Below are 16666 nucleotides of genomic sequence, written 5' to 3'. Positions count from 1 at the left end.
ACCGGAGAAATGGGCTCAAATGAGAGGGACATGGCAATTCACCTCTGAAAACTGGGGAGATTGCTCTTAAAATAGCCGAGGTGATCCCAGTCAAGGTTTACCAACAGTATCCGCTCCTTTGTTTTACAGTTCGCGTTGATCGGGGCGATCGCCCCGATCAACGTTGCTACAGCGTCAATCAACCCGTCAATTAATCTATGTTTCAGAACGTCAAAGCACTGATGAGTTCTGATACGTTAGCACTACGATATTTTGACTGCTGCAATGTTGATCGGGTACGAACGAGTCTCAACAGGTGATCAAAATTTGGCTTTACAACATGATGCACTGCTAGCAGCAGGCTGCGATCGCATCTTCTCTGACCAAATAAGCGGAGCCCAGGCCGATCGCCCTGGGCTGAAACAAGCCTTTGACTTTGCTAGGCAAGGGGATACCTTGGTAGTGTGGCGGCTCGACCGCTTGGGGCGATCGCTCAAAGACTTGATTGCTTTAGTGGAGGAACTGGAGAGTCGCAAGATTGGGTTCCGATCAACTCAAGAGAGCATTGACACGACAACCAGTGGAGGCAAGCTGATCTTCCACCTGTTTGGCGCACTGGCTGAGTTTGAGCGCAACTTGATTCGAGAGCGGACTCAGGCTGGGTTGCAGGCTGCTAGAGCTAGGGGGCGGAAAGGGGGGCGACGGCAGAAGCTTACGCCTGACCAAATCGCGATTGGGCGATCGCTCGCTGCGGACCCCAAGCGTTCAGTTTCTTCAATCTGTGAGCATCTTGGGATTAGCCGCCCCACTTACTATCGTTATATTGGTCCTCAGGTGACACTAACACCAACGCCAACCCAGAAGACAACGAAGGTTCGGCTTTGGTTGCGAGTTGAAAATAACAACAAGTTCATCCGTCGTAAAAAGAAGGTCAGGGAGCATATTGAACGCTTCTGCCTATCTCGCTATCAAATGCAGAAGCAGCACAAAGATAGTTGGGAGTATGAGCTAACGTTCACTTACCAAGATGATGCAGACCTCGATAAGCAAATTTATGACCTGCTTCAAGAGATGGACTATCAAGCAGACCTAGAGTGTTGCTTTATTGAGGCAGATGTGGATGAGATTGGGGCCGAGCGGAGCTGGTAGGATTCAACCAGACTTAATGCTCATGCGAAGTGCTCAGCTTTAGACGCTTAATGAACCTGATGTGAAAACTCTATTAACCAATAAAACCTGGCGTTAAGAAAATGCAGTATTCCGTAAGCAGAAGAGGTGTTGGTGTAGGTTAATGAAAGATTTTATACTGTCAAGCGAGCCTATCGATGCCTGAGCAACCCCATCAATCCATCGGTCTCGATGAGCTAATTCAGCAAGTGAAACAGGAATTGCTGTCTTCAGTTCCTGGTAAAAGTTCTGATGCTCCAATTTTGTTTGTGGAATCGGTGGAGTTGGAGCTGAAAGTGACTGCAAGTCGCGAGGGTAATGGTGGCGTTAAAATTGATGTCCTCTCTATTGGAGGCGGAGAAGTAAAGGGCACCCTCAAACGAGAAGATGTTCATACTGTGAAGGTTAAGCTATCGCCTTTATTTGATAAGGAACGCCTAATGGAGTTTTATCAAACTCTGCATTCTAACGAGGTTCCTACTTCGGTGAAGCGTAGCTTGGATGCTCTATTGAAAGGAACAGATACCAATCCTGACGATCGCTATTAAGCTAATGAAATTGCTTGAAGTGTACTTATTGCCTTTAGATGAACGGCGGTTCAAGGCGATCGCTACTGGATCGTCTGCGGGTGATGGTGAGGCAGATTGCTCTTTACCTTTTTGGCAAGAAGAACAGGATAGGCGAGTCACGCTCATTAAGGTGCTAGAGGGAATAGGAAATTTTAAACTGGAACACTTTCCTAGACCTGGAGAGCAAGATTGGATGGTAGAGGCTGGCATTCTAAATAGCGATCGCCAAAGTTTTTATCCAAATTATTTGGAGCGAGTTGGACAGGCTCTCTATGAAGCACTCTTTCCCATCAATTCCTCCCTGAAATCAGTCTTCCAGGTAGCCTTGCGACTGGCTGAGCAGGAGGATGTAGAACTACATATACGACTTAAGTTTTCTGAGGATTCAGCCAAGCGATCACGCTTAGCTGACTATCCCTGGGAGTTATTGCACGATGGGCAGCGATTTCTGCAGCACCGTCAAGTGATTATCTCTCGTTATATTGCCTATGAATCCTTACCACCTGCTCTTTTACCCCAGGATCAGCTACGAGTTTTGCTGATCTCGCCTCGCGCTGAGGATGCAGCTCAGGGGTTGACGAAACTTCCGGATACTGAACAGCAGGCCATTCGTATGGGCCTGAGCAGGGCAGAGTCAGAGGGGTTGATCGTCATGGAGCAACTACCAAGGGCAACTTTCAAAGCTCTGAGTGCAAAACTATCTCAATGTTCTGAAGATGAGATGCCACAAGTTTTGCACTTTGATGGTCATGGGCTGTTTGGTAAAAGGTGCGTTAACCCAAAATGTGCTCAAGTTCACGGCAGCATTAAAGTTGAACACTGCCAGAATTGTAGTCAACAATTACCAGAGCCGATGGGTTTCCTCTTGTTTGAGAATGATCAGGGTGGCCCTGATTATATCAGCGCAGCATCCCTAGCAGCTTTTTTGCCTAAAAGGATAGCACTTGTAGTACTTAGTGCCTGCCAGTCAGGAATGGCTGTTGCTGGAGAGTCAGTATTTAATGGAACAGCGCAACAATTAATTGACGCCAGGGTACCTGCAGTAGTGGCAATGCAGTATGAAGTGAGAGTGGATGCTGCTAGCAATTTTGCAGAGCAGTTCTATCGTATATTAGGGCAGAAAAAAACTTTGCTAACAGCTATTAATGAAGGCAGAAAGTGGATGGGGGTGGATGGAAACCAATGGTATCGCCCTGTTCTATATCTACGTTGGCTGGATAATCAGGGTGGGCAATTGTTTGCAGAAGCAGCGATCGCAAAAATGAAGCAGTCTAAATTGAGCCGTTTTGAGCGCTTGGAGATAGAACGGCTACAAACGGAATTGGAGGATTTGGAGCAAGATTATGAGGCTGTTCAAGCTCAATTGCGAGTGGAACTAGATGGTTCTACTCAAAATCGATTAAAGCGCCAAATTGAGCAAATTGGACAACGGATGAATACCAAAGAGCAACAGCTATCTCAGTTGAACTCACAGGATGAGTAAAGATTATCTGCTTGACCATTATCAAACCCAACTAGATGATCTAGAGCAAGACTACGAGCAAGTCAAAGAGCAGTTGCGAGTAGAACTGGATGCTCCTACTCAAAATCGACTAGAGCGCCAAATCGAGCAGATCGGGCGCAAAACACGCGAATTACAACAAAAAATTGAGCAGCATAAGGCGGAGCGACAACGTCAATTAGCTCAAGATGCCCTGGCTGAATTAATTGGCATCTTTAAAGCGCATGCAGGACAACTTGATCTGCTTGTCGAGGCGTATCAACAAACAATTCGGCATTGGTCTGTTCCAGTAGACCTAAATGCCAGGACAGTTGATGCCATTATTAATGAATTGGAAAGGATTGCTCCAGGTCAGCTATCGTATACAGCGCGTGAAGAATTTATTGCTCATGTCGTCCAAAAAACCTCTAGTCCACCTCTGGCTCATGCGCTAAACCAATGGGGCGATCAATATCGGATGGGAATTGATTGGCTGCAACTCCACGACCAAATTCAAGCCATTCAAAATAATCGACTAGAAAATGCGCAACCCGCTATTTTCATAACTATTACTCGTTGCGATGAAGACTCCACCCAGGCTCAAGAAGACCAACCCTACTATCGGCTCAATGCCTGGTTAATAGAAAATCTTGAAACATACCGATCGCAAAAAACGGGGTATCAATCCCTACTTCCAGTGAATTCTTTAGATAGTGCTCCCTGTTTACTGGACGAGCTTTTGCAAAGAATGACTCGTTTAGTGAATCAGTTTTTAATTCAGCAAAGACAAGTTTGTGAACGCTGTCAAAACTACCCTGAGATCCATGTATTCCTACCATTGGAACTGATGTATTTGGGGGCCGATGCTTGGTTACTAGAACCAGAGACTGGTAGACGTCGAGAATGTTTAGGTCATGACCATGTTGTCGTTATTCGATGCGCCAATCGGTACGATCGCGCTTATAACAAAGGACCGAGCTGGTTGCGGTTGTGGCAAAGACACCAAAGCTTATTAGAAGAGCCTGCTGATAATGTCTTTGTACTTGGCCATGACTATGATCTGGATGAGTTAATGGATGTTCTGGATGAAGCTGTGCAGCCAGACAGCAAGATTGTAGGATTGAGGGTTAAGCACCCTCCTGTCAATACAGAAGAACTTTGCTACGAGCTTTTAGACTCAGGTCTACCACTTGCAATTTGGGCACGTACTAGTTTAGTCAACCAATGCCATGAAAGCGAATTATCAAATTTGCTAACGACGTGTTGTCTAGGACGATTACCTTATACAGTGAAAGGCAAACGTCATGAAACCCGAAGACGACAAAATTCCCCCGACTGTCATATTGGGCATCATCTATCCCTTTTATGGGATGACCCTTATTTAGTTCCCCCGAAGTCTGCCTGAGTTAAGAGTCTATGAGTAAATCACCCGAAGACTGGAAGCTGTTTCAAGGGGACAACCGCGAACCCCATGATGCGATCGCAAACTTGCCTGATGTGCCTCCTTGGCGACCCTTTGGTAAAGAGGCACATCTTGGTGTGAGTCGTCGGAAACGTCGTGGTGAGACCTTTCAGGCCAGACTAGAAGAGGTCGAAATGGTTAATGCTGCACTTTACCTACGGCGGCCCCTCCTAATTACTGGTAAGCCAGGGACAGGTAAGTCTTCCCTAGCGTACGCTGTAGCTCATGAATTAAAGCTAGGGGAAGTCCTCTACTGGCCCATTACTACTCGTACTACGCTGAAAGATGGTCTCTATAGCTACGATGCCATTGGTCGTTTGCAGGAGGTCAGGCAAGCCGAAGCACGCGGAAACTATACCGAAGATCCACAAAAAATTGCTGATTATATTACTCTAGGGCCTCTGGGAACTGCCTTGTTGGAGTCATCTCGGCCCCGCGTATTGATTATTGATGAGATTGATAAGAGTGATATTGATTTGCCTAATGACCTCTTGACTATTTTTGAAGAAGGTCGATTTGAAATCCCAGAGTTAGCACGTCTGGAAAAAGAGAGTGATGACTCTGAACAGATATCAAAGCCTATTGAAGTAAGAGTTCGTACAGCTTATACGGATGAAGCTGAAACTACTTATTCAGAGAGGAAAGTCAAAATAAGAGGAGGACGGATTGCCTGTCGGGAATTTCCTCTAGTACTTTTGACTAGCAATGGCGAACGCGATTTTCCACCTGCCTTTCTCCGCCGTTGTCTACGTCTAAATATGCGTGACCCCGATCGCGAGCAACTAGAGCGCATTATTCAGGCCCATCTAAAAGATTCCAACCTTTCATCCAATCAAGTTAATGGTTTGATTGAGCGGTTTCTTCAACGTCGAGATAAGGGTAAAGAACAGCTTGCTACTGATCAACTGCTGAACGCCTTATTTATGATTGCCCGTCAGCGTGATTGGGTTGGCGATACAAAAGAGAGTTTGCTTGATCATCTCTTGGCACCTTTAGATCGTCCTCTACAAGTTAAGCAAACTAAAGAGCGCCTACCAGAGAAGGACAAATGATCAGCCACCTCATCACTGTCTTTCAGCAACAGGGATTTCTGCTGAGCGATCAGGAGATTAATGCTTTTAGCGAGACTCAGTCTGTGTTGCACGATGAGGATATTGTGGATGCTCTATGGCTGGCATCTAAAATCAATGATGCCTATGCAATAAATCAAACAAACGAGCCAGATCAAACGGACGAGTTAGCATCAGATAGTGAAGCAATACCGATTCAAGTAATTGATGACGGCACTGTTGCAGGTGAGGCTCAACCTTTTGTTTCTGCCTACATGCCTCAACCGAATAAGCCCAGTAGTTCATCTGTTGAAACCCCAGAACAGGGACTTCCAATACAAATACAGGCTGCTCCCGCCCTTAGCGATCCGCGTGAGATTGGTCGATCGCTACGTCCTTTGATGCGCAAGGTAGCTTCCTCAAGGCGGTCAGAATTAGATGAATTGGCCACGGCAAACCGTATTGCCGAACGCGACATTTGGATGCCAATTCTTAAACCTGCCCCTGAGCGTTGGTTTGATCTGGAGCTAGTAATCGAGGCTTCTAAATTTAGCTTCATATGGCAAGACACTCTAGATGAATTTCAACATTTGCTGGAATATCAAGGAGCCTTTCGCAATGTGCGAGCTTGGTACGTCCAAGAGGGTGACGCAGGACAGCCCCAACTGATAGTCAAGAAGCAGCAACTTTTGGGCACTGAGCGAGATGTACCCATTCGTAGTCATAAAGAGCTGCTTGATACCTCAGGGCGTCGTCTGGTGCTGTTCGTCAGCGATTGCCGTTCTCGCCTCTGGCATCAAGGCCAGATTCATGGCTGGCTAGCAACCTGGAGCCAAAGCGGGCCTACGGCTATCGTTCAACTATTACCGGAACGCTTGTGGAACGAAAGTGAACTGGATGTAGGGTTTGCTGGGCAAGTTAGTTCCTTGATGCCAGGTGCTCCAAACTCAAAGCTACAGATTAGAGGGCTTTCTTCACGCACCGAAATCACAGCTACCGCAATGCTGACATTACCTGTAGTAACTTTGACTACGGGTGCTTTAAAACAGTGGGCATTAGTAGTCTCTGCTGCAGGAAATCAACGGTGCCCTGCTCGATTGTTCGACCTAGCTTGGGTGAAAAATTCAGAGCGAGATCGATCCAGGACTATCATTCGACCAAAATCTGCAGAAGAGCGGCTGGAGCTATTTATGGCTACTGCCTCTCCCCTCGCTCAGCGCTTAGCCAGGATGATGGCAGCTGTTCCTATAGAGTTGCCAGTAGTGCATCTCATTCAGCAAGAACTCTTGCATGAGGTGCAGCCTATCCACATTGCCGAGGTGTATACCAGCAGCTTATTAGAAGCAAATCAACCGAAAGAATCTGGTTCGAATGCTCCCGTCCGATATGAATTTGTCAAGGGAGTTCGAGAATTATTGAACGAACGCACTCCAGTGGATGAAACTGTTGGGGTGCTAGAAGCTTTATCGCGGCGCATCGCCAGAACGCTGGGGTTTGAAATCAAGAGCTTTACGGCTTTGCTTTCCCCCAAATCTACGTGGAACCAGGAATTGAAGGATGCTGTCCTGCCTTTTGCCCAAGTTGCTACAGAAGTGCTCCATCGTTTAGGTGGTGACTATGCCGAGTTAGCTCGGTTGGTTGAGCAGAATGCTAGACGGCATTCCGACTGGATTCAGCCCTTAGAGTTTGATCCGTTATTTTCAGACTTAAAAGTTTTAGAGTTTACTACTGCCCAGCTCGTAGAAGCTGACGCAGAGCCAAGCTTCCCGGCGTTGCAGACTGAGGAAGTGGAGATCGTTACGATTGTTGTAGAAGGAGAGCCAGAGAACACGCCATTTGATAGCAACGTACAATTTATTGAGTTTCAGGTAGCCACTGTTGAGCCCAGAAGTGAGGCACCACAACCTAGTTTCCTAGACGGCATTGTTCGGCGTGGTGGGCAACGTAGTGAGTGGGTGGTTAGAAAGCAACAGCAGCAAAATGGACAATGGGTGGAAGAACTGGGAAATAGAGTTCGGCTACAGATGGTAGTAATTCCATCAGGTAGTTTCATGATGGGCTCGCCCAATGATGAAACTGAGCGAAGGGCCAATGAAGATCCACAGCATAGAGTAGAGGTGCAGGCTTTCTTAATGGGGCAATATCCGGTTACTCAAGCGCAATGGAAGCTGGTAGCTAATTTGCCTCAAGTAAACCGAAAATTAAGCCCGAGCCCATCTCACTTCCGAGGATCTCGTTCTCCAGTTGAGCAGGTGTCTTGGTATGACGCTGTGGAGTTTTGTGCTCGATTGGCTGTCCATACAGATAGAGAATATCGGTTGCCTACCGAAGCAGAGTGGGAATATGCGTGCCGAGCTAGAACTACTACCCCTTTCCACTTTGGGAAGATGATTACAACAGACGTAGCGAATTACAATGGCGAATACGCTTATAACAATGGCCCTACAGGAGAAAACCGACGAAAAACTACACCTATTAGCCACTTTGGTGTTGCGAATGTCTTTGGATTATCAGACATGCACGGCAATGTGTGGGAATGGTGTATAGACCACTGGCACGACAGTTATGAAGGCGCACCTACGGATGGCAGTGCTTGGCTAAGTGATAATGAGAATAATTATCGTTTACTACGCGGCGGCTCCTGGAACTATAATCCAGAGAATTGCCGTTCTGCCTTTCGTTTCATCTACCCGCCCGACCTCACGGCATTCAATCTCGGTTTTCGAGTGGTGTGTAGTGCCCCGAGGACTCTGTAGCCCTTTGCTCTTTTGCCCTCTTACCCTTTTTGGCGCGTAGCGCGATCGAAATTTTTTCAGTCAAGTCACTTTTAGGCCATGGCAACTGCTCAAAACTCACAGCCCAGATTTACCCTTCAGCGTCGCCGTCAGGCTGTTCAGTTTTTTGTTGAGCCGTTGAGTCAAGAGATTGAAATCAAGATGATGTTGATCCCGTTGGGGGTGTTTTTAATGGGATCGCCGGAGGATGAACTGGAGCGACAAGATCGGGAAGGGCCACAGCATGAGGTGAGGGTTAGTAGCTTTTTTATGGGGAAATACCCTGTCACGCAAGCACAGTGGCGATTTGTAGCAGCGCTGCCGGAGGTGAAGCAAAAACTGGAGCTAGAGCCATCTGGATTTAAAGGGGATAACCACCCAGTTGAGCGGGTGTCTTGGTTTGATTCGGTGGAGTTTTGTGCTCGGTTGTCAGCCCATACAGGCCGCGAGTATCGGTTACCCAGTGAAGCCGAGTGGGAATATGCCTGTCGAGCTGGAACGACTACTCCTTTTCATTTTGGCAAGACAATTACGGCTGATTTAGCAAACTATCGAGGCACCGATAATGAGAAATATAAATGGTCAGGCTCTTATGGTCGTGGACCGAAAGGGGAGCATCGGCGAGAAACCACGCCTGTAGATCACTTTGGGGTTGCGAATGCCTTTGGCTTGTGTGACATGCACGGCAATGTATTCGAGTGGTGTGCAGACCACTGGCATGGCAATTATGAGGGTGCGCCGACGGATGGGAGTGCTTGGCTAAGTGATAATGAGAATGATAATTATCATCTTGCATTACGCGGCGGCTCCTGGGATGCCCTTCCTAGGGCTTGCCGTTCTGCTTCTCGTTTCGACGATTCGCCCAGCGACCGCAACGACCTTATCGGTTTTCGAGTGGTGTGTAGTGCCCCGAGCACTCTTCCGTGCGAGAGCTGACAGGTGGGAGATTTGTCGGGAGTGCCTAGAAGAGTCCAGACCTGCTCCGGTGATGCTTTGCTCTGCGCGATCGGGTATCCAAAAATCAAACTGGGTCAGTTAACTAGTAAGTTCGCTGAAGAGTTATCTGACCCACCTCAACCCTTATTTGCTACACCCCGTCATGGCAGAACTGGTCATTCGTCGAGAGCACAAGCAGGCACGCTACTTCACTGAGCAGCTACATGGAGTAGTCAAACCACTGTCCACCCTAACTCCTCATGACCTTAATTTAACTTCTCGTGAGAGTGAAGTCTGGGAGCTACACGAGGCTAAATACAGTGCTCAAGAAATTGCGTCTAAACTACTCATTAGTATCAGTACTGTAAAGCGGCATCTAAAAAACATCTACGCCAAGCACCACCAAATGCTAAGGAAGGATGTCGTTAGTTTAGACATGGTCCTAATTCCTGCTGGCACGTTTGTGGTGGGTTCACCCGCAGACGAGCCAGGGCGCAGTGATAATGAAGGGTCACAACACGAAGTCAACGTTCCTACCTTCTTTATGGGGCGGTATTCTGTGACTCAAGCGCAATGGCAGTTTGTCGCCGGATTACCATCCGTTAGCAAAGAACTAGATCCAGACCCTTCAACTTTTAAGGGAGAGCAACGCCCCGTTGAGCAGGTGTCTTGGTATGACGCGGTAGAGTTTTGCGCCCGATTAGCATCCTATACAAACCGCCCCTATCGCCTACCCAGCGAAGCCGAGTGGGAATACGCTTGTCGGGCTGGAACCACAACCCCGTTTTATTTTGGCAAAACCCTAACGACTGACCTCGCCAACTACGACGGCAACAGCACCTATAACAACGGCCCCAAAGGGGCGTTCCGAGCAGAAACCACACCTGTAGACCACTTTGAGATCGCGAATGCCTTTGGGTTGTGTGACATGCATGGCAATGTGTTGGAGTGGTGTGCAGACCATTGGTACAGCAATTATCAAGGCGCACCGACGAATGGCAGTGCTTGGCTGAGTGAGCATGAGAATAGTTTTCGTGTACTACGCGGCGGCTCCTGCTTCTACGATCCGGGGGGTTGCCGTTCTGCCTCTCGCGACCGTCTTTTGCCCACCTTCCGCAACAACTATCTCGGTTTTCGAGTAGTATGTAGTGCTCCGTAGTTTTGCTTCCTGAAGGGTGGACTCTGTAACCTTTGCTCTCTTACCCTTTTTGGCGCGTAGCGCCTTTAAAGATTTTTTGCTGTGGTAGCCCTGCGAATTGACAGTTATACAAGAATAAAAAAGCGATTACCCCTCAGAACTGTGACCTCAGGAGAGCGATCGCTTCGTAAATGTATCGGGCCGCTGGATCTTCTTCGAACAGCCGTCGTAGGTCCTCCAACTCCTCAAGGCTCAGTTTAGAAAATTCTGCCTTGATTCAGGTCAGGCGATCGCCCTGAAGCCCGCAGCGAAGCAAGTTATGCAAGATTGGCCTTACCTAAGTAAGCCTTTCCAGCAAAAAGTTGTGCAAAGCTAACTAACCGTTGCTTGATTGCTGTGACCTTAGTTTCAATGGTTGAGAGGCGATCGCCAAGAGCCGTGACATCCTCACCCAGGTGCTGTCCGATGGCTTGCTAGATTAACTCCGTTTGGCTCAGCCCTGTGGTTTTCGACAAAGCCTTAAGTTTGCTCGCCCATAACTCAGGCACTCTCGCTCCAATCATCTGCTTCGGTATTTCTGGCTACCCTAAAAGCGCTGCTGGCGTAGATACCTCAAGCTTAGCCAAATATTTCTGGGTCAAGGTGTAAACGACGCTAACAGTGCTAACGAATTAAGTAAAACTTATCAGTCAACGACAGAATCAGGGTTTCAGCCATTTTGAGGAGGAAGCGATCGATAAGCTGGGGTTAACTGATATTTCTTCGGGTAACGGATGAGGTTGATGGGATGAAGGTAGACAGCCACGGCCAAGCTAAGGTTTTAACGTCTGACGAAATTGTTAAGTTGTTTACAGCGTTGGAGGGCGATCGCGATCGTGCTCTCTTCGGCGTCTGCCTCTACACGGGATGCCGCATCAGTGAAGCTTGTTCGATGCTCACTACAGATGCTTACGATGCAGCAGGGGTCAGAATGAAGATTACCTTGCGTAAGGCCAACACGAAGGGGAAGCAAGAGACGCGGCAAATTCCAGTCAATTCAGTTCTAAAGGGATACCTGGAGACGTATCGAAGTGGAGTGGGCAAGCAGTATCTCTTCCCCGGACGGCATGGGCGGGGGCACATTAACCCGAAGTCAGCCGATGAGATTCTTAGAGAGACGTGCGATCGCCTGGGGCTGGTGGGAGTTAGCACTCATAGCTTCAGGCGAACGGCTTTAACTCAGATGAGCAGTGCTGGGATACCACTGCGAGTGATTCAAGAGATATCTGGCCATCGCAGCTTGCAAGCACTTCAACGGTATCTAGAGGTGTCAGAACCGCAACTGGAGGGGGCGCTCGCGGCTTTGAGGTTCTAGGATGCGATCGCTCAGAGTGTCGTCATCAGCCAGTTACACGGATACTTGGAGCAATCGTAAGCTTAAGTGTTGTGTTGTTGGTTGCTTTAGTGTTATTGCTCACAAAGAGACTGCGTAAGGAGCTTCAATGGAAAAACAAGTGCTTCGATTCCTCATTGTTTGTGCCATCGTTGTTCCCTATTGTTTCATTGCTTATTTCTCACTCCTTAGATTTGCTGTTCCCCGTCTGCTGAATACCCGTAGTGCCATCCCAACTTATCTGGGGTTCTACACTCAATATCCCAATCTGGTTGGGAAAGTATCCAACCTCCAGTGTGTAACTAATGGTCAAGATGCAGATTACGGTTATTCCTACTACTGCCGCTTTAATGGAAACGCATCCAATATCTATCAGTTTATTTGGGAGAAGCAATTACTCGCTCAGGATTTTGAAGAGTGTTCCAGCATAGATGCACCGCCGAATATGGGAGAGTATTCTCCAGCACCCTCATGGGAACCGTCAGATCTTGAGGTAGGAGGAGAATGTTACGTCAGTGGCCGACTCGCCAGTGGCCAATTCATCAATGATGAAGTGTTTCTGTTGTATTCTCCAACAAATCAACTTGAGGTTGAGTCGACATAAAGGCAAAAAGGTGCCAGATGGGCTAGAAGGCCCTCTGTATCTATGCTCCGTCCATGTGAATTGGTAAGGCAAAGGCTACTTCAGCAGCACTTAGGACCAGCGGGCGCATTTGAACAGAAAGTTACGGTTCGTCTAGAATTCCTGTTTTATAAGTCTTTCAGGAGTGGTGCTCAGATACACGTAAAACAATGCCATCAAATTTCGTTGGCCTAGAATTGGCATAAATAACTCAAAAGTGATGGTCTGAAACCATGATTCTGCTGTAGTACTCGATCGCTGAAACTTCCTAAAACTGTTTGAGTAGTTGCTTCCCCGGCAATAGTGCTGCTTTGAGGTCAACCGATTACTGCTTTTCTCAAACTTAGTCTAGGCAAAGCTTCTAGGTCATCTGGCACCTTTTTGCCTTTATGTCGACTCAACCCCTATGCGAATCGCTTTGGTGTGTATGATCTCAATCTTGATCGCTGTCCGCCAACGATTAACTTTGAAGCGCCAATCCTTCCTACGGCGACAAGTTAAGTTGTCTCAAACCCTGAGTCCCCTCTCCTATAAGGAATTCAGGGTAAATGGCTCATTTTTACACGAATCGTTGCCATACCCCACTATCGTCCAGAACTCATCTTTGTGCTGCAACAAGAGTTGCACCTCTACGAAGTCTTTCAAGGGCAGATTGCAGCTTGTGATGTTCAAATCGAGCAATGTCTAAGTCAGTTCGCTGACCGAGTTGATGTCTCCACCACTCCACTTCCTCCGGCTAAGAGACAGGGCAAGAAGCAACCAGGCGATGCACCTGACTTCGATTTGCGCACCCACTTATACCGCATCAGTGGGGTGGACTTTACACAGATCAATGGAGTTGGCGTGCTCACGGTGCTGACGTTGCTGTCGGAGTTGGGGCTAGACCCCTCTCGCTTCCCGACCTCAAAGCATTTTGTCTCTTGGTTAGGTCTGTGCCCAGGGAGCCGCATCACGGGTGGTAAGTCTAAAAGTTCTAAAACTCGTCAGGTGGCGAACCGGGTGCCTACAGCTCTCCGGATGGCAGCCCAGACTTTGGTTCGTTCTCATTCAGCCTTGGGTGCTTTTTACCGTCGCCTGCAAGCCCGTCTAGGTGATCCCAAGGCAATTTTACAGCGACAGCCCACAAGTTGGCTCGTATCTTCTATCATTTTTGGACCTCAGGTAGCACCTATGTAGATCCTGGAATAAATGCATACGAGCATCAACATCAAGAACGGGTCATCAAGAATCTCAAGAAGAAGGCACAAGCACTTGTCTTTGATCTCATTGCTCAACCGATTCCCCAAGAGTGTGTTTCTTAGGAGTCACCCTATTCGTCTGTTGCCTGTATCGGCGTGCTACGTATGAACCAAGCGAAACGCAACAGGTTATTGAGCCATTTATTGTTTGATACCGTTTCTTGAGTTCCAGTAAGCCTGTAAAGGACTCATAGTACGATTTAGCACATCTTGAACATCGGCACTGTAACTACCTTTCCTCTTACCATTGCTGACTTCAGCATATTGGACAGAATCACTATACGTATCAACTACCGTGAGGTGCAAATGATTAAGTCCATTAGTCCGAGAAATTATTTGCCCAGCAGTGATAACGTTGCCGACACTTATGGCTGGGCTTTGCAGATGTCCATACCACCAACGGCGACCTGCCTTTTGATTATCACCATCTAATTCATCAACTGCTATCCACCAGCCATTGCCACCATCATCGACCGTTTTGACAACTTTTCCTTTAACAGCAGAGCGAATTACAGTGCCCGAAGTCCCTTGGATATCTAAACCTGAATGTGCGCCATAAGCAGCAGAGTCTGAATAATATCCGTAGTCATAAGCATAGCCTGTATTAACTGCTGGAACAGAACTACTAAAAATGGTATTTGCTAGATCTTGATAAACGCCATAGGCATCAGTTGGCATCTTAGCTTTCCATTTATCATCTCCAGAATAATTTCCGTTGATAAACTGTGCACTTTCACCTCCGACACGATCCCAAATATCAGTGAGGCTCTTTTGACTCCAGTTTTCATTATTGGTATTACTAAAATTACTAAAGAAGTCTCGGAGAATTGATTCAATATCAGAGCGATAGCTGAGCTTGAGTTTGTTTAGCCAATCTGCTGATGCGGTAAACGTTCTAACCCTTCCTCCATCAGTACCAGTAGCAAATAACGGTATGTTATTTGAGGCATATACGACAATATTTCCATCTGCTTGAATGGCTAGAAAAGCACCAGGGTGACCTGATGTGTCAGTTGCCCAAATGGGTCTTCCCTGATCGTAAAGCACGACATTTCCATCTGCTTGCACATTTAATAAATCAGCAGTTGTTTTATCTGTCCCAGTTGCCCAAATTGGAGTTCCTTGGGGATTGTACAACACTAAATTTCCATCAGCCTGAAATATGAACTTATAGTTGTTGGAGGTAATCCATTGCTGCCCCCGATAATAACTTAAGTTAGTTGTCCTTGGCTGGATAATTATATTGCTTTCAATAGGAGAAACGTAAGCACTACTCAACCATTTTTGGTTAGGATTACTCTTATTACAATCCCATAAATGAACGTTACCTCCGTTGTCCCGAGTGGGAGTATCAACACAAAGATTTGTCCCAGTTTTCATGATCAAGAACCGACCACTACCAACATCATCTAAAGTCCAATTCTGATCGTGGTCATCAGCGTCGCAAGGCCAGATATTAATTTCTGAGCCATTAGTTAGGTAGTGTGCGTTTAAACATTTGCCTGTAGAGTGGTGCTTTAGAAGTATGCCTCCACGACTGCCAGAAAGTTGCTCAAATTGCTGCTCCTGATCACTGGCATTGTGCTCCCAAATGGAAATTCGGGGCTGTCCATCAATTTTCCGAAAGAGATCATTGGTGTTTAATGCTTTCCCATCGATAGAGAATGTCTCAGTTGCTTGGGCTTTATTTGTAGAAGCTCCAATAGACAACTCAACGAATAGAAAACCAACCACTGTAATCAAATCTAAAGGAAGTTTGAATCGTACAATCATGGTACAAATACCTCAATAAATAGCCAAAATTCTGAGATCTTAGAAAACGGATCTACCAGCGCAGCTTTTTTAGGGCTTCCAAGGTCAGACAAACTATATTGCCGTCGTGCTCTCGACAAAGATTGTCACCTTTGGAGTAAGGCTGACTCCAATGCCTCCAATCAAAAGTTTGAAACTGCTCTTTAAGCTCGTTTTTAGCATTTAGCATCTTATCAAGTTGGGCATCCTCTGTTATCTGGGTAGAACGAGGGGAATCGGAACCGCCAGCACTTGCTGGGGATGCAAGGATTGTGTGGTAGAGAAGTACGCTGATGATCGGAAGTAAGGGAAGAACGTGTAATCTATGTTGTTTCATAGATTTAGTAGACATAAATTCATTACTCCAACAACTACAAATTGATGGTACGAAGACAGCATTTAATGGTTGTGCCACAGAAACTTTTTAATGAAAAAGGCTCAATATCGTTTGCTTTGCCCTAAGTAGCAATTCCAAAAATTCCCTCAATAGATTAGGCTTGAGAGACATGATCTCCTTGATTAATTGTCAAATAGAGGGTAAATAGGCCCTTTTATGTATGCAATTTCTACTCAACTAGGGAGCAGATCGAGGCCAAATAGAGAAGTAGACCGCGAGGTGAAAGAAACGACAACTATTTTCAGATCCTAGGAGGACTTGGAACAAGCTACTGCTGCCTGCTTGTGGAAACTATCCGCTTGCCGTTCGATAATTTGCGTGTTAAGCGACATGAGCGCGCTGGGAGATTTCATCTGACTGTGTTCTAGCAAGGGGTACCTTGGGCTCTGAGAAACAGCTCTAACAAAGCTTGCAGGCTTTGACGCTGGTAAGGGCTCGGCATTAGCTCAAGCAAGTAGTAGATTAGCTCTTGGGCGTGGGCAAGAATGTCCATTGTTCTTGCAATCTATTGGTTTCACGCCCTTTTCTCCCATCTTTCAAGCCTTGGTGCAAGATGGGAGAAAAGGTTTAGTTTTGTCTTTTGCTCTTGGGAAAGATCACAAGTGACCTCAGCCAGCTCCCTAGTTATAGGATTCGCGATGTAAGTCAGTTTGGCTTGAATCTGAGATTTAGCAAATGTTGAAGACATTTTT

General features: G+C 46.9%; 14 protein-coding genes. 11 read left to right on the top strand and 3 right to left on the bottom strand.

Features of this window, described 5'->3' with window-relative positions:
* Nucleotides 1-252 precede the first annotated feature (252 nt).
* The 8 genes from NDA01_RS25645 to NDA01_RS25610 all read left to right on the top strand — a co-directional run bounded on the left by NDA01_RS25645 (nt 253) and on the right by NDA01_RS25610 (nt 10575).
* Complete coding sequence (locus NDA01_RS25645; RefSeq protein WP_348230200.1) at nt 253-1128, top strand: recombinase family protein; 876 nt, start codon at nt 253-255, stop codon at nt 1126-1128.
* Nucleotides 1129-1304: 176 nt separating this feature from the next.
* A complete protein-coding gene (locus NDA01_RS25640) occupies nt 1305-1694 on the top strand; it encodes a trypco2 family protein (protein WP_348230199.1) in 390 nt (129 codons plus the stop codon).
* Between the two features lie 4 nt (nt 1695-1698).
* The gene (locus tag NDA01_RS25635) at nt 1699-3198 is read left to right on the top strand and encodes a CHAT domain-containing protein (RefSeq protein ID WP_348230198.1); all 1500 of its coding nucleotides are present in this window, start codon (nt 1699-1701) and stop codon (nt 3196-3198) included.
* A complete protein-coding gene (locus NDA01_RS25630; protein ID WP_348230197.1) occupies nt 3191-4600 on the top strand; it encodes a VMAP-C domain-containing protein in 1410 nt (469 codons plus the stop codon). The genes NDA01_RS25635 and NDA01_RS25630 overlap by 8 nt, the downstream gene beginning before the upstream one ends.
* A gap of 11 nt (nt 4601-4611) precedes the next feature.
* Nucleotides 4612-5709 carry an AAA family ATPase gene (locus NDA01_RS25625; RefSeq protein ID WP_348230196.1) on the top strand — a complete coding sequence of 366 codons (1098 nt, stop codon included), beginning with the start codon at nt 4612-4614 and terminating at the stop codon, nt 5707-5709.
* A complete protein-coding gene (locus tag NDA01_RS25620; RefSeq protein ID WP_348230195.1) occupies nt 5706-8462 on the top strand; it encodes an SAV_2336 N-terminal domain-related protein in 2757 nt (918 codons plus the stop codon). The genes NDA01_RS25625 and NDA01_RS25620 overlap by 4 nt, the downstream gene beginning before the upstream one ends.
* Before the next feature lie 78 nt (nt 8463-8540).
* Entirely contained in the window at nt 8541-9416 is an 876-nt protein-coding gene (locus NDA01_RS25615) for a formylglycine-generating enzyme family protein (protein ID WP_348230194.1), read from the top strand.
* A 163-nt stretch (nt 9417-9579) separates the two neighbouring features.
* The gene (locus tag NDA01_RS25610; protein WP_348230193.1) at nt 9580-10575 is read left to right on the top strand and encodes an SUMF1/EgtB/PvdO family nonheme iron enzyme; all 996 of its coding nucleotides are present in this window, start codon (nt 9580-9582) and stop codon (nt 10573-10575) included.
* Between the two features lie 452 nt (nt 10576-11027).
* On the opposite strand, the gene NDA01_RS32220 is transcribed toward NDA01_RS25610, so the two are convergent.
* Nucleotides 11028-11117 carry a hypothetical protein gene (locus tag NDA01_RS32220; RefSeq protein ID WP_488657386.1) on the bottom strand — a complete coding sequence of 30 codons (90 nt, stop codon included), beginning with the start codon at nt 11115-11117 and terminating at the stop codon, nt 11028-11030.
* 224 nt (nt 11118-11341) lie between these two features.
* Here NDA01_RS32220 and NDA01_RS25605 point away from each other — a divergent pair, with 224 nt between their 5' ends.
* The 3 genes from NDA01_RS25605 to NDA01_RS25595 all read left to right on the top strand — a co-directional run bounded on the left by NDA01_RS25605 (nt 11342) and on the right by NDA01_RS25595 (nt 13724).
* Nucleotides 11342-11908, top strand: coding sequence for a tyrosine-type recombinase/integrase (locus NDA01_RS25605; RefSeq protein ID WP_348230192.1), 567 nt, complete (start codon nt 11342-11344; stop codon nt 11906-11908).
* Between the two features lie 127 nt (nt 11909-12035).
* Complete coding sequence (locus tag NDA01_RS25600) at nt 12036-12530, top strand: hypothetical protein (RefSeq protein ID WP_348230191.1); 495 nt, start codon at nt 12036-12038, stop codon at nt 12528-12530.
* Between the two features lie 624 nt (nt 12531-13154).
* Nucleotides 13155-13724, top strand: coding sequence for a transposase (locus tag NDA01_RS25595; protein ID WP_348230190.1), 570 nt, complete (start codon nt 13155-13157; stop codon nt 13722-13724).
* A gap of 203 nt (nt 13725-13927) precedes the next feature.
* On the opposite strand, the gene NDA01_RS25590 is transcribed toward NDA01_RS25595, so the two are convergent.
* Nucleotides 13928-15559, bottom strand: a complete 1632-nt coding sequence (locus NDA01_RS25590) for a ricin-type beta-trefoil lectin domain protein (RefSeq protein ID WP_348230189.1) — start codon at nt 15557-15559, stop codon at nt 13928-13930.
* A 52-nt stretch (nt 15560-15611) separates the two neighbouring features.
* The gene (locus NDA01_RS25585) at nt 15612-15929 is read right to left on the bottom strand and encodes a hypothetical protein (protein ID WP_348230188.1); all 318 of its coding nucleotides are present in this window, start codon (nt 15927-15929) and stop codon (nt 15612-15614) included.
* Nucleotides 15930-16666: the final 737 nt, after the last annotated feature.

The sequence above is a fragment of the Trichocoleus desertorum AS-A10 genome (assembly GCF_039962155.1).
Lineage (GTDB): Bacteria > Cyanobacteriota > Cyanobacteriia > FACHB-46 > FACHB-46 > Trichocoleus.
The sequence above is the reverse complement of the archived record's forward strand: the minus strand, read 5'-3'. Positions and strand labels throughout refer to the sequence as shown.